At 71.4% G+C, this 12,502-nt stretch carries 12 protein-coding genes and 1 pseudogene; 5 read left to right on the top strand and 8 right to left on the bottom strand.

The window, feature by feature from the left end; genetic code table 11:
* The 3 genes from AN216_RS18385 to AN216_RS18375 all read left to right on the top strand — a co-directional run.
* The coding region (locus AN216_RS18385; RefSeq protein WP_070197786.1) for a DUF2087 domain-containing protein at window positions 1-460 on the top strand (460 nt) is incomplete at its 5' end.
* A gap of 92 nt (window positions 461-552) precedes the next feature.
* Window positions 553-1,146 (top strand): dephospho-CoA kinase, encoded by a 594-nt coding sequence (gene coaE / locus AN216_RS18380; protein ID WP_070197785.1) that lies wholly within the window; start codon window positions 553-555, stop codon window positions 1,144-1,146.
* 119 nt (window positions 1,147-1,265) lie between these two features.
* Window positions 1,266-1,628 (top strand): tetratricopeptide repeat protein, encoded by a 363-nt coding sequence (locus AN216_RS18375; protein ID WP_070197784.1) that lies wholly within the window; start codon window positions 1,266-1,268, stop codon window positions 1,626-1,628.
* Between the two features lie 2 nt (window positions 1,629-1,630).
* Here AN216_RS18375 and AN216_RS18370 read toward each other — a convergent pair whose 3' ends face one another.
* The 5 genes and pseudogenes from AN216_RS18370 to AN216_RS18350 all read right to left on the bottom strand — a co-directional run bounded on the left by AN216_RS18370 (window position 1,631) and on the right by AN216_RS18350 (window position 8,158).
* Window positions 1,631-3,091 carry an MFS transporter gene (locus AN216_RS18370; protein ID WP_070197783.1) on the bottom strand — a complete coding sequence of 487 codons (1,461 nt, stop codon included), beginning with the start codon at window positions 3,089-3,091 and terminating at the stop codon, window positions 1,631-1,633.
* Between the two features lie 172 nt (window positions 3,092-3,263).
* A pseudogene (locus AN216_RS18365) lies at window positions 3,264-3,635 on the bottom strand (PucR family transcriptional regulator); the annotation flags it as partial.
* 168 nt (window positions 3,636-3,803) lie between these two features.
* Window positions 3,804-5,783 (bottom strand): helix-turn-helix domain-containing protein, encoded by a 1,980-nt coding sequence (locus tag AN216_RS18360; protein ID WP_070197781.1) that lies wholly within the window; start codon window positions 5,781-5,783, stop codon window positions 3,804-3,806.
* Between the two features lie 78 nt (window positions 5,784-5,861).
* Window positions 5,862-7,316 carry an MFS transporter gene (locus AN216_RS18355; RefSeq protein WP_079166731.1) on the bottom strand — a complete coding sequence of 485 codons (1,455 nt, stop codon included), beginning with the start codon at window positions 7,314-7,316 and terminating at the stop codon, window positions 5,862-5,864.
* A gap of 65 nt (window positions 7,317-7,381) precedes the next feature.
* Window positions 7,382-8,158: an SDR family NAD(P)-dependent oxidoreductase gene (locus AN216_RS18350; RefSeq protein ID WP_070197780.1), complete on the bottom strand. Its 777-nt coding sequence runs from the start codon at window positions 8,156-8,158 to the stop codon at window positions 7,382-7,384.
* Between the two features lie 183 nt (window positions 8,159-8,341).
* Between AN216_RS18350 and AN216_RS18345 the strand changes: the two genes are divergently transcribed.
* Window positions 8,342-9,343: an Acg family FMN-binding oxidoreductase gene (locus AN216_RS18345; protein ID WP_070197779.1), complete on the top strand. Its 1,002-nt coding sequence runs from the start codon at window positions 8,342-8,344 to the stop codon at window positions 9,341-9,343.
* A gap of 40 nt (window positions 9,344-9,383) precedes the next feature.
* Window positions 9,384-10,004: a hypothetical protein gene (locus AN216_RS18340; protein ID WP_070197778.1), complete on the top strand. Its 621-nt coding sequence runs from the start codon at window positions 9,384-9,386 to the stop codon at window positions 10,002-10,004.
* Window positions 10,005-10,239: 235 nt separating this feature from the next.
* Here the strand turns inward: AN216_RS18340 and AN216_RS18335 are convergent, their stop codons facing one another.
* From AN216_RS18335 to AN216_RS18325, 3 genes are all read right to left on the bottom strand, one after another.
* Window positions 10,240-10,764 carry a hypothetical protein gene (locus AN216_RS18335; RefSeq protein WP_244502522.1) on the bottom strand — a complete coding sequence of 175 codons (525 nt, stop codon included), beginning with the start codon at window positions 10,762-10,764 and terminating at the stop codon, window positions 10,240-10,242.
* Between the two features lie 277 nt (window positions 10,765-11,041).
* Window positions 11,042-11,716, bottom strand: a complete 675-nt coding sequence (locus tag AN216_RS18330) for an AIM24 family protein (protein WP_070197776.1) — start codon at window positions 11,714-11,716, stop codon at window positions 11,042-11,044.
* Window positions 11,717-11,778: 62 nt separating this feature from the next.
* Window positions 11,779-12,447, bottom strand: a complete 669-nt coding sequence (locus AN216_RS18325; RefSeq protein ID WP_139140951.1) for a YjgN family protein — start codon at window positions 12,445-12,447, stop codon at window positions 11,779-11,781.
* Window positions 12,448-12,502 lie beyond the last annotated feature (55 nt).

The following is a 12,502-nucleotide window of genomic DNA, read 5'->3' as shown; positions in this document are numbered from 1 at the left end:
GCAGGGGACCGGGCCGCGGGAGACGGCCGACGCGCTGCGCAGGTTGCGCGGCGGCGGGTTGGTCGAGGAGGTGGACGGCGGACTGCGGGCGTCCGGTGAGCCGTTCAAGGACGCAGCTCGCGCCGCCGCTGCCGCCGAGCGTCCCGCGGAAGCCCCGGCCGGCGGACCGCCGGACGCGGTGCTGCGCACGTACGTCCGGGACGGTCGGCTGCTCGCGCTGCCCACCAAGTTCAGCCGGCGCCAGGTCGTGCTGCGCCATGTCGCGCGACACGGATTCACCCCAGGCGAGCGGTACGCGGAGCCGGCCGTCAACGACATCCTCCGACGCTGGTGTGCCGACGCGGAGACGGACCACGTGGCCCTACGCCGCTACCTCGTGGAGGCGGGACTGTTGGATCGGCGGGACGGTTGGTACTGGTTGCGTACGGACTCCTCGGACGCGGCGGTCTCCGGGTCGTGACCCCGAGCGCCACATCCCTCGGACCCGCTTCCCCCATCCCAGCCCTCGAACCGTGCCGACACCGCCACCCCGCACCCGATAACGTGGCGCGCATGCTGAAAGCGGGACTCACGGGTGGTATCGGAGCCGGCAAGAGCGCGGTGGCACAACTGCTGGTGTCCTACGGCGCCGTGCTCATCGACGCGGACCAGATCGCCCGGGAGGTGGTGGCCCCCGGCACGGAGGGACTGCGGGCGGTCGTCGCGGAGTTCGGCGAGGGCATCCTCACCCCGGACGGCACCCTGGACCGCCCCCGACTCGGCGCCCTCGTCTTCGGCGACACGGAGCGGTTGGCCGCGTTGAACGCCCTCGTACACCCGTTGGTCGCCGCCCGCTCCGCGCGGTTGGAGGAGGCCGCCGGCCCGGACGACGTCGTCGTGCACGACGTGCCGCTGCTCGCGGAGAACGGTCTCGCGCCGCTGTACGACCGGGTGGTGGTCGTGGACGCCGCCCCGGAGACCCAGCTGGAGCGGCTGGTGAGGCAGCGTGGCATGGCCGAGAGCGAGGCCCGCGCCCGGATGGCCGCGCAGGCCACCCGGGCCGAACGGCTCGCCCTGGCGCACTTCGTGATCGACAACGACGGCCCGCCTGAGGAACTGGAGCCACAGGTCCGCAAGGTGTGGGAGGAACTGCGGGCAGCGGTCTGAGTGGCCGACGGCTCGGGGCTCGCCCGTGCGCCCAGCCGGCCGCCGTACCTCCCGGCGCCGGAATACGTCGGCCCGAGCGGGTGTTACCGGGCCCGTAACCGAAACCGGGAGGAGCGCTCATGTCCGAGAACACGGCATCGACCCACGTCATCGGTTTCCGCGCGGCCGAGCACTTGCTGCAGGCCCGTGACCCGCGTGGTGCCATCCGGCTGCTCGACCCGGTGATCGACGCTCACCCGGAGAACACCGCCGCCCGCCTGCTGCGCGCCCGCGCCTACTTCCACGGCGCACAACTGCGCTCGGCGGAGCGGGAGTTCCACACGGTGTTGGAGCGGGAGCCGGATAACGCCTACGCGCACTTCGTGCTGGGCCGCACCCTGCAGCGCGGCTCCCGGACCGAGGAGGCACGACGCCACTTCCGGCTGGCGGCGGCCCTCGATCCGCGCCCGGACTTCGTCGAGGCGGCCGGGTTCCCGGTCTGAACTCACCGCTGGGACGCCGTGAGCGGCCGGGCGATGTCCTCCAGCGAGCGACGCTCGGCCGGCACGGCGAGCGCGGCGGCCACCAGTCCCGCCGCGCACATCAGCCCGGCGCCGATCTGGAAGGCCAGGGTCGTGTCGCCGACTACGCCGGACTCGGTCAGCCGGGCGAACAGCAGCGGGCCGCTGATCCCGCCGGCCGCGGTGCCGATGGCGTAGAAGAAGGCGATCGCCATCGCCCGGGTCTCCATCGGGAAGACCTCCGAGACGGTCAGGTACGCGCTGCTCGCCCCGGCCGAGGCGAAGAAGAGCACGACACACCAGCAGGCCGTGAGTGTCTCGGCGGTCAGCTGACCGCTGTCGAACAACCAGGCGGTGCCGAAGAGCAGCACCCCGGAGAGCAGGTAGGTGCCGGCGATCATGACGCGTCTGCCGACCGTGTCGAAGAGCGTGCCGAGCATCAGCGGGCCGAGGAAGTTGCCCGCCGCCATCACGGCGAAGTAGTAGCCGGTCTCCCCGGAGGAGACCGGGTAGTAGGTGGTCAGGATGGTTCCGAAGCCGAAGGTGATGGCGTTGTAGAGGAACGCCTGTCCGATGAAGAGCGACAGGCCGAGGACCGATCGCTTGCGGTAGCGGCTGAAGACCGTACGAGCGATGGTTCCGAAGCCGATGGCCTCGCGCTGGTGGATGGTGATCGACGGTCCCGGGGACGGTAGTTCGCGGCCCGTCTCGGTGCTGACGTCTTTCTCCGCGCCGGCCACCAGCGACTCGGCCCGGTCGCTGTGGCCGTGGATGAACAGCCAGCGCGGCGACTCGGGGACGTGGCGCCTCACGAGCAGGATCACCAGGCCGAGCACCACGCCCAGGGCGAAGGTCAGCCGCCAGCCGAGGTCCTTGGGGAAGATGCCGGTGTCCAGCATGACGATGGACAGCAGCGAGCCGCCGATGGCGCCCAGCCAGAAGCTGCCGTTGATCACCAGGTCCACCCGGCCCCGGTAGGCAGAGGGGATCAACTCGTCGATGGCGGAGTTGATGGCGGCGTACTCCCCGCCGATGCCGAAGCCGGTCAGGAAGCGGAACACGAAGAACCACCAGCTGGAGAAGGACAGGGCGGTGAGCGCCGTGGCGGCCAGGTAGACCGCGAGCGTGACGAGGAACAGCCGCTTGCGCCCGTAGCGGTCGGTCAGCCAGCCGAAGAACAACGCCCCGGAGCACGCCCCCGCCACGTACAGCGCCGCGGCAGTGCCGGTCACCTGCGCGGCGGAGATCGGCAACCCGCTGCCCTCCTCGGACAGGCGACTGGCGATGTTGCCGACGATGGTGACCTCGAAGCCGTCCAGAATCCACACCGTCCCGAGGCCGATGACGATCATCCAGTGCCAGCGGGACCACGGCAGGCGGTCGAGCCGTGCCGGGATGGCCGTGCTGATGGTGGACGTACCGTCCGGCTGCTGGGCAGCGGTCATCGGCAACTCCTCGCTCGGCGCTTCCCGGCCATCGACCGTCGACCTCTCGATCCGTCGATTCGTCGGCCCGTCGGCTTCGCCTGTCGAGTCAGCGGTCAGGGCCGTCCGGTGGTCAGTTTCCCGCCGGGTAGGCACGTGCGCGCTCTCGACTCGTCCGGCTGGGCGGCGCGGGTCACAGCCGGCGGGCGAGGTGGTGCAGCCGCAGCGCGAGTTGGATCTCCAGCGACCGGGCCGGGCTGTTCCAGTCCTTCCCCAGCAGCCGGCCGATGCGCTCCAGTCGCTGCACCACGGTGTTGACGTGGATGTGCAGCGTCTCCTTGGTACGGGTGAGGCTCGCGCCGTTGACGAAGTACGCGTCCAGGGTAGCGATCAGCTCCGTGCCCCGCCGTTCGTCGTAGTCCAGCACCGGGCCGAGCGTGCTGTGTACGTATCCGGCCAGGTCGGCGTGGTCACCGAGCAGGACGCCGAGGAAACCCAGGTCGGGCAGCGCGGCGCCGCGTCCCGCGTGCCCGAGCGCGAGCAGCGCGGCCAGGCACCGNTCGGCAACTCCTCGCTCGGCGCTTCCCGGCCATCGACCGTCGACCTCTCGATCCGTCGATTCGTCGGCCCGTCGGCTTCGCCTGTCGAGTCAGCGGTCAGGGCCGTCCGGTGGTCAGTTTCCCGCCGGGTAGGCACGTGCGCGCTCTCGACTCGTCCGGCTGGGCGGCGCGGGTCACAGCCGGCGGGCGAGGTGGTGCAGCCGCAGCGCGAGTTGGATCTCCAGCGACCGGGCCGGGCTGTTCCAGTCCTTCCCCAGCAGCCGGCCGATGCGCTCCAGTCGCTGCACCACGGTGTTGACGTGGATGTGCAGCGTCTCCTTGGTACGGGTGAGGCTCGCGCCGTTGACGAAGTACGCGTCCAGGGTAGCGATCAGCTCCGTGCCCCGCCGTTCGTCGTAGTCCAGCACCGGGCCGAGCGTGCTGTGTACGTATCCGGCCAGGTCGGCGTGGTCACCGAGCAGGACGCCGAGGAAACCCAGGTCGGGCAGCGCGGCGCCGCGTCCCGCGTGCCCGAGCGCGAGCAGCGCGGCCAGGCACCGCTGCGCCTCGTCGTGCGTGGTGGGCAGTGCGCCCACCGAGTCCGGCGGCGCCTTGCCGGTGCCGATCGAGGCGGTACGGTCGCCGGCCGGCGCGCCGGCGGCCGTACCGGCACCGCCCACCGTGACCGGCGCCCCCATCGCCTGGCTCAGCTCCAGCGCGAGGGACTGCGCGCACGCGCCGGGCTCCGTCGCCGGCACCAGCAGGACGACATGATCGTGGTGCAGTCCCGCCAGGGCGTTTCTGGTACGGGCGCTCTGGGTGGCGGCCGTCAACAGCCGCTGTCGGGTGGTCGCCTCGCACTGGAGGACCAGCACCGCGTGCGGCCGCGCCAGGTCGATGCCCAGCCGGCGGGCCCGCGCGGCCCGGCTCCCGGCCTCGCCGGTGGCGGTGAGCAGGTCGTACAGCAGCTCAGCGCGGACCCGGTCCTCGGTCTCGGCGGCTGACCTGCGCAGCAGGAGCAGCAGGGCCGTCACGATGCTGGCGCGCTCGAACAGCAACCGGTCGATGTCCGCGAGATCCTCCCGCCCGGTCAACGCGATGCTGCCCAACAGCTCGGGCCCGGCCAGCACGGCGCACACCCAGGTGCCGTCGCTGCGTACGGCCCGCCCGCTGGAGCGCGAGGCGGTGACCGCCCCGTGCGGTGGTGGCAGCGGCCGGGTGCCGGTGCGGGCCAGTTCCACCCCGTCCGCGTCATGGATGAGGATGCCGCCGTCCAGCAGCGCGGCGATCCCGGCCGCGACCTCCGTGGCGTCGGCGCCACGGAGTACGAGGTCCGTGAGGTGGTCGTGTGCCTCCTCGGTGCGGTGCATCTCCTGGTTGTGTGCCCGGATCGTCTCGGTGGCGGCACCCAGGTCGGCGAGCGCGGACCGGGTCTCGGCCAGCAGTCGGGCGCTGTCCAGCGCGATGGCGGCGTGGTCGGCGAGCGAGGAGAGCAGCGCCACCTCCTCCCGGGCGAACTCCCGCGGGGTGCGATCGGCCGCGTACAGCACGCCGATGACGGTCGGCCCGAGCCGTAGCGGTACGCCGAGAATCGCCCGCAGCCCCTCGTCCCGCACCCCGCCGTCGATCGTCGTGGTGTGGTCGAAGCGCGGGTCGACCTGGTAGTCGCCGGTGGCGTACGGGCGGGCGGTCTGCGCGACCAGGCCGCCCAACCCCTCGCCCATGCCCAGACGCAGCTGTTGGAAGGAGGCGGCCACCGAACCGTCGGTGACCCGCATGTAGGTGTCGCCCTCGCTGTCGTCGGTCAGCGTCAGATAGGTGACGTCCGTGCCCAGCAGCAGCTTGGCTCGGTGCACGATCGCCCGCAGCACGGAGTCCGGGTCCCGCAGAGCCGCCAGGTCGCTGGCGGTCTCGAAGAGCGCGGTGAGTTCCGCCTCGCGTTCCCGGTGCTGGGTGAGCGTACGCCGGATGGCGAGCGCGACCCGGGTCGCCTCCTCGACGGCCGCCAGCTCCCGGGCCGGCGCGTCGGCCGCGCGGGCGTTCGCGATCGGAGCGGCGAAGTCCTCGGCGGGGGCACCCCGCGCGAGCAGGTCCAAGAGGTGGCGCAGGCCGTTCTCGGCGTACGCGCTCCGTTGCTGCTCGCCGCTGTCTGGGCCGGTCACGGGCGAGAGCATACGGGGAATCGCCTTTCGTGGCATGGCTCGTACGGCCGCCGTAGCCGCCCGGTGCGCGCACCGGGCGGCCGGACCGCACTATCCGCTGACCGTGTCGTTCTGCTTCTCCTCGCGGGTGACCGGTTCCTCCGCGCCCGGCTCCGGGGCGGCGCCCGAGGGTTCGTCCGCCTCGGCGGAACCCGGAGACTTCGGGGAGGGCTGGTTGATCGAGATGTCCTGGGTCAGGTCCCGCCCACGCGTCTCCGCGGCCACCACCGCGGTCACCACGGTGACCAGCGAGGCGAGGCACAGGTAGACCGAGATCGGGACCGAGGAGTCGAACTCCTTGAGCAGCTCCACGGCGATGATCGGGGCCAGCGAACCCGCCACGATCGAGGCCACCTGGGAGCCCATCGAGGCACCCGTGTAGCGCACCCGGGTGTCGAACATCTCCGAGATGAACGCCGCCTGCGGACCGTACATGGCGCCGTGGAACATCAGTCCCGCGGTGACGGACAGCGTGATGATCAGGAAGGACTCCGAGTCGATCAGCGTGAAGAAGGCGAACGCCCAGACCGCCATCCCCGCCGCGCCCAGCCCGATCACCGGCCGACGGCCGACACGGTCGGAGAGCGCGCCCCACAGCGGAATGGTCACGAAGTGGATGGCCGAGCCGATCAGCACCGCGTTCAGCGCGGTGCTCTTGGACAGGTCGAGATGAGAGGTGACGTACACCAGCACGAACGAGGTGATGATGTAGTATGACACGTTCTCCCCGAAGCGGGCACCCACGGCGGCCAGCACCTTGCGCCAACTGCTGCGGAACACCTCGAGCACCGGAGCGGGCTCCTGCGCGCCACCCGCCGCCGCCCGTTCCTCGGCCTGCCGTTGGGCCTCCAGGAAGACGGGTGACTCGGAGATCGAGACCCGTATCCACAGTCCGATGATCACCAGCACGCCGGACAGCAGGAACGGTATGCGCCAACCCCAGTCGAGGAAGGTCTCCTCGGACTGCACCGCCGCCAGCACCGCCAGCACGCCGGTGGCCAGCAGGTTGCCGCCCGGCGCCCCGGACTGCGGCCAGGAGGCCCAGAAGCCGCGGCGCGCGGCACCGCCGTGCTCCGAGACCATCAGCACCGCGCCGCCCCACTCGCCGCCGAGCGCGAAGCCCTGCACCAGCCGCAGCAGCGTCAGAAGCACCGCCGCTCCGATACCGAGCGTGGCGTGCGTGGGCAGCAGCCCCATCGCGAAGGTCGAACCGCCCATCATGAGCAGGCTGATCACCAGCAGCTTCTTACGGCCGATCTTGTCCCCGAAGTGTCCGAAGACCAGGCCGCCGAGCGGGCGGGCGAGGAAGCCGAGGGCGTAGGTCATGAACGCCAGGAGGGTGCCGACCAGGGGCTCGCTGTCCGGGAAGAACAGTTCGTTGAACACCAGTGCCGCGGCCGCCCCGTAGAGGAAGAAGTCGTACCACTCGATGGTGGTGCCGATGAGGCTGGCGGATATGACCCGGGCGATGTTGCCGCGGGGTTGCTGGGTGGGGCTGAAAGCCATTGCGGATCACCACACTTCGATGCGGGGAGGGGACGGGAGCGGGGGACGGGGACGGGGCGGTCGGCTCAGCCGGCGGTCCAGCCGCCGTCGAGGGGGAGGGACGCGCCGCTGAGGTAGCCGGTGTGCGGGCCGCACAGCCACTCGGCCAGCGCGGCGACCTCCTCCGGCTCGATCAGCCGCTTGATCCGGGAACGCTTCAGCAGCAGGCCGCCGACCACCTCGTCCTCCGCGATGCCGTGTTCCCTGGCCTGCGCGGCGACCTGGCCCTCCAGCAGCGCGGTGCGGACATAGCCGGGGTTGACGCAGTTGCTGGTCACTCCGTGCGGGGCGCCCTCCAGGGCGGTGACCTTGCTGAGCCCTTCCAGGGCGTGCTTGGCGGCGACGTACGCCGCCTTGTACGGGCTCGCGCGGATGCCGTGCACGCTGGAGATGTTGACCACCCGCCCCCACCCTCCGGCGTACATGTGCGGCAGGCAGTGCCGTAGCAGCAGGAAGGGGGCGGTGACCATGACGCGTTGCAGGTGCTCGAACCGTTCCGGGGGGAAGTCCGGGAGCGCCGCGACGTGCTGCAGGCCGGCGTTGTTCACCAGGATGTCCACCGTGCGGGGCAGCTGCTCGAGCGCGTCCCGGTCGGCCAGGTCCACGGCGTGTGGGTAGCCGGCGGTCTCCTCCGCGACCGTCTTGGCCGCCTCGGCGTCCACGTCGACGGTGTGCACCAGCGCCCCCGCCGCGGCGAGCCGGCGTACACAGGCCCGGCCGATGCCGCTGCCGCCGCCGGTCACCAGGGCCGTACGCCCGGACAGGTCCACTACGGCCGAACTCGGGTCAGGTGGTCGTGTCATGCCGGGAACGGTAAGGACGGATGGTGGCGCTTCCTACGTGTCCGCCTGCCATAGTTGGCGCTCCGCACATGGTCTGGCACCACATGGCCGGCCGCGGAACCTCTCCCGGGAGCGGTCCCGGCCGTCGGGCCGTATCCTGAGAAGCACTGGCACAGCCGTTCCGGTTCCCTGCGGGAGGTGGCCATGCCGGTCCAGCAGTCGCTCAACACGGACACTGTGACGAGCCTAGTCAGCGACGCCATCGCGGCGCCGTCCATGCACAACGCACAACCCTGGAGATTCCGCTTCAGGCCGGGCCGGGACACGTTCGAACTGCGCCGAGACGTCACCCGGAGTGTGGGCGGCAGTGACTCCGAGGGCCGTGCCATGCATCTGGGCTGCGGAGCCGCCCTGTTCAACCTGCGGGTGGCCGTCGCGCATGCGGGGTGGGGAGCCGAGACGACGCTGCTGCCCGGGTCGCCCGGTGACCCGCTGCTCGCCGCCGTGCGGCTCACTCGCGGCCTCGCCCCCGACATGGACCTGTCCGACCTGCATGAGGCGCTCGCCCGGCGCCGTACGAGCCGCTACCCCTTCGAGGAGCGGGAGATCCCACCGGAGGTACAGACCGAGCTGACCAGGGCCGCGCGGCTGGAGGGGGCGCAGCTCGTGCTCCCCACCGCCTGGCACGTGGACACCCTGCTGGAGCTGCTGCACGACGCCGAGGGCCGGGACGACATGGAGCCGGCGCAGTTCGAGGACGTCGCGCACTGGACGCGTCGCGCGCGGCAGGGCGTCTCGGGTGTCGATCCGACGGTCGAGGGCGTCCCGGAGTACGCCTTCGGTCCGCGTAAGCGGGACGGCAAGGCGCCCGTACGGGACTTCGCGGGCCGCCGCCACGTACCCGGACGGGAGGTGGCCGACTTCGAGGCGAACCCGCACCTGATGCTGCTTGGCACGGCGCGGGACGGGCCCGGGGACTGGCTGCGCGCCGGGCAGGCGATGGAACGCGTGCTGTTGGTCGCCACCCGGCACGGCTTGGCCACCTCGCTGACCTCGCATGCCGTGGAACACGCGGACCTGCGGCGGCTCGTACGCGATCCGCAGTCCCGGATGGCGGCGGTGCAGATGGTGCTACGGCTGGGCTACGGGCCCTCCGGTAGCGCGACCCCGCGCCGGCCGGTGCGGGACGTCCTGGACCCGGGGTGAGTGGCGGACACCGTGACTGGCGCGGCACTAGATTGCCGGTATGACCAGAAGCTCGGGACGACGGGGTGGCCCGGATCTGCTGACCGATGTCGAACTGACGGAGCAGCGCCGGAGCAACCTCCGGTGGATGTACGTCAGTTGCGGCGGTTTGCTGGTCCTCGTGCTGACGTGCGCGGTTCTTTTCGGATACGCGCTGCACGAGGCGACGGAGAGTGGCGAGGACCTGGTCGACGGTCGCGGGGGTCGGGAGGAGCCGTTCACCGGCCCGGGGACCGCCGAGTACGAGGACGACTTCACGATCGAGGTCTCCGCGCCGAAGCGGGTGCGATCCGAGGACGGCGACGCGGACGTCCGGACGTACGAATTCCGGGTCACCTACGCCAACGAGGACAACGAGGCGGCCTACACCGAGCAGGTGCGCGGTCGTATCCAAGGCGTGGTGGGCACCTACCGGGGGAGTAGCGTGCCGAGCGACAGCGACCTGGCGTCAGTCGCCCCGGCAAGCGTTGACGCCGACATCCCCGAGAAGATCGCCGACGGCGAGAGCTTCGAGGAGCCGGTGCGTGTGCGGGTCCCGGCCGGCACACGCGAGGTCACCCTCTTCTACTCCGCTCCGGGGCCGCAGGACTTCGCCTACTGGCACTTCACCCTTCCTCGCTGACCACGGATGACGGTTTCGCGTACGGACCGCGAGCGGGCGCCCGCTCGCCGTCCGTACACCGCTCGCCCGTGTGAACCGGGGTGTGGCCCCGCCGCGCGGTAGACGGCGGGGCCACACCCCGGTTCGGACGAGCCCCCGACATTCCGCTCAGCCGCCGGGTCTCACTGGTCATCGGCAGGCGGCCGGCGGGATGTCGGGCTCTCGGTCAGCTCGACGGCTCTGTCAGCCCGACGGCTCAGGCGCAGCGCTTGTCGCTGGAGCCCTCGTACGTCGTCGGGGAGCCGGCCGGACGCACCGTGCCCACGGCGGCGGTGCACTCCTCGGTCGTCTTCGCCGCGTCGGACCAGTACTCCTGCCCGTTGCTGGCCGGCCAGGACTTCTGGCCGAGCACCTTGTCCTGGTCGTAGCTGTAGACGCCGGCGGAGACGTCGTAATCGTCCTCGGCGTTGATGAAGCTCTCCCACGCCCAGACGTAGCTGTAGTTCTCCTTGCACTCCGGCGAGTAGAACTGCTTCACCGAGGCGATCTTCACCCCGTCCCGCTCGATGTAACCGGTCTCTCCGATCTGGCGCGCGTCGTCACAGACGCCGGCGGCCTGTGCCTTGGCGCTGTTCGGGTTGCCCTTGGGCGACGGAGCGGTGGACTCCGACGCGGTCTCCGATCCCGGCGCGGCCGGGCCCGTACCGGCGAAGGCGCCGCCGACCGGGATGAGGACGAAGGCGGCGGAGACGGCCGCGGTGGCGATCATGCGTGAACGCACGGGTTGTTCCCCCTTGCTCAGGTGTGTCCAGGTCGCCGGAGAACGGCCGGTGGTCTCTTCCTCGGTGGGTCCGAGGAAAGCCGGCCGCGTGACTCCGGTTGCTCAAGAAGACACCCGGCGACGGGAAACGGTTGTAGGGCGACGCCCGATTGGCCGTGTCCGGTGGTGGTGCGCCTCGTGCTCGCGCGCCCCCGGGCGGACGACGCGCCGGCTGGGAAAGCGGGCGCCGACGCCCGTACGGCAGGCGTGTCGTTCGTGCTCCAGCGGCCCCTGACGGTCAGTTGGACGCCGGCGTCGGCTGCAGCTCGCTGGGGCGCACGACGACGAACCCCTCTCCCTCCAGCTTGAGTTGTACGGCCTCGCCGGAGCCGCCGCGGATCATCGATCCGAGACTCTGGGAGCGGTTGAGTGAGGCCTGCAACTGCGCGCTCCAGCCGACGATAGCGTCGGTGTCGACGAACACGGGCGACTGCGGGGACACCGGGATCACGATCGGGCTGCCCTCACAGATCACCCCGAGCCTGCCCTGGCCGGTGAAGAGACAGTTGAAGAGGCCACCACCGGTCATGCCGGCGCCTTTGACCATCTTGATCTCGTAGCTGAGGCTCGAGTCGTAGCACAGGACGTTGCGACCGTTCACGGTGAGGCTGTCGCCGGGGCCGAAGTCCACGATGAAGGCGTTCGCGGCCTCGTGCGCGAACCACGCCTCACCCTGGCCGCGTACGGCCATCAACGCGAGGCCCTCGCCGGTGACGGATCGTTTCAGGAAGTTCCCGACGCCCTGACCCTGCTTCTCGAACTGGAGGTTGCCGCGGAAGGCGACCATCGAGCCCTGGCGGGCGAAACACTCGCCGTTCACCGCGTACTTGATGGACTTGGAGTTCTGTTGGACCATGCCGGCCGCGGTGGCCGGCTGGGCCATGTTCTCGGAGGCGAAGAGCTCACTCTGCATGCTCCCGATCCTGCCCCGGAGCGACACGGTCCGCCAAGAGGCAGCCCGACCGGTCGCGCGAGTCAGCCGCGCCCGTACCGCCTCCGGGCACGCGGCGCGCCGGAGGCGGTACGGGCCGGCCGCCCGCCGTAACCCACCGCCTGCTCGACCTCGCCGAACCACACCGACGGCGCCACCCGAGGCCGCACCAGGCGTTCCACCGCCTCACGCGTGCCGGGCGGTACGGGCACGCGGTAGCGCGTATCGGGCAAGCCCGGGCGGAGCGGCTCCGCGTCACGTACGAACGACCACAGCACGGGGTCGTCCGTACGGACCGGAACACTCGGACACAGCTCCAGGGTGTACGCCTTGATCCAGCGCATCCGGGACCAGTACAGTCCGGCGCCGGCCAGCGAGGCCCATGGGACGAGGCCGTGCCGCCGTCCGTCGAGCAGCCACAGGCCGGTGTCGTCGGCGACCAGCCGCTGGTGCCGCACTCGCCACACGGCCAGCAGCACCGCCGCGCCCAGGACCCCGAGCGCGAGCAGGAAGACGATGCCCGCCCACGTACCCACGTCATTCGAGGGCACGGACGGTTGGCCGGTCGCCGCCGCCCACGCACCGAACAGGCCCGCGCCGCCCGGGGCCAGCAGCAGGACCACGGCGGGCAGCGTCAGCAACACCCGGTTGCGGCCCAGCGGGACCACGGAAGCGTCGGGGGCGGGGCCGGAGGGCCAGGGGGCGGCTTTCATGGCGGGCCAGTGTACGGACGGGCGAACCGCCCGGCGCGCGGCCCGACTTCGCGAA

The organism is Streptomyces oceani, assembly GCF_001751245.1.
In the GTDB taxonomy this organism is placed as follows: Bacteria; Actinomycetota; Actinomycetes; order Streptomycetales; family Streptomycetaceae; genus Streptomyces; species Streptomyces oceani.
The sequence above is the reverse complement of the archived record's forward strand: the minus strand, read 5'-3'. Positions and strand labels throughout refer to the sequence as shown.

Bases quoted from the DNA above. Each gene is read 5' to 3' on its own strand.
- AN216_RS18355 (WP_079166731.1), bottom strand. From the start codon at position 7,316: ATGGCTTTCAGCCCCACCCAGCAACCCCGCGGCAACATCGCCCGGGTC.
- AN216_RS18350 (WP_070197780.1), bottom strand. From the start codon at position 8,158: ATGACACGACCACCTGACCCGAGTTCGGCCGTAGTGGACCTGTCCGGG.
- coaE (WP_070197785.1), top strand. From the start codon at position 553: ATGCTGAAAGCGGGACTCACGGGTGGTATCGGAGCCGGCAAGAGCGCG.
- AN216_RS18340 (WP_070197778.1), top strand. From the start codon at position 9,384: ATGACCAGAAGCTCGGGACGACGGGGTGGCCCGGATCTGCTGACCGAT.
- AN216_RS18360 (WP_070197781.1), bottom strand. From the start codon at position 5,783: ATGCTCTCGCCCGTGACCGGCCCAGACAGCGGCGAGCAGCAACGGAGC.
- AN216_RS18375 (WP_070197784.1), top strand. From the start codon at position 1,266: ATGTCCGAGAACACGGCATCGACCCACGTCATCGGTTTCCGCGCGGCC.
- AN216_RS18330 (WP_070197776.1), bottom strand. From the start codon at position 11,716: ATGCAGAGTGAGCTCTTCGCCTCCGAGAACATGGCCCAGCCGGCCACC.
- AN216_RS18370 (WP_070197783.1), bottom strand. From the start codon at position 3,091: ATGACCGCTGCCCAGCAGCCGGACGGTACGTCCACCATCAGCACGGCC.
- AN216_RS18345 (WP_070197779.1), top strand. From the start codon at position 8,342: ATGCCGGTCCAGCAGTCGCTCAACACGGACACTGTGACGAGCCTAGTC.
- AN216_RS18325 (WP_139140951.1), bottom strand. From the start codon at position 12,447: ATGAAAGCCGCCCCCTGGCCCTCCGGCCCCGCCCCCGACGCTTCCGTG.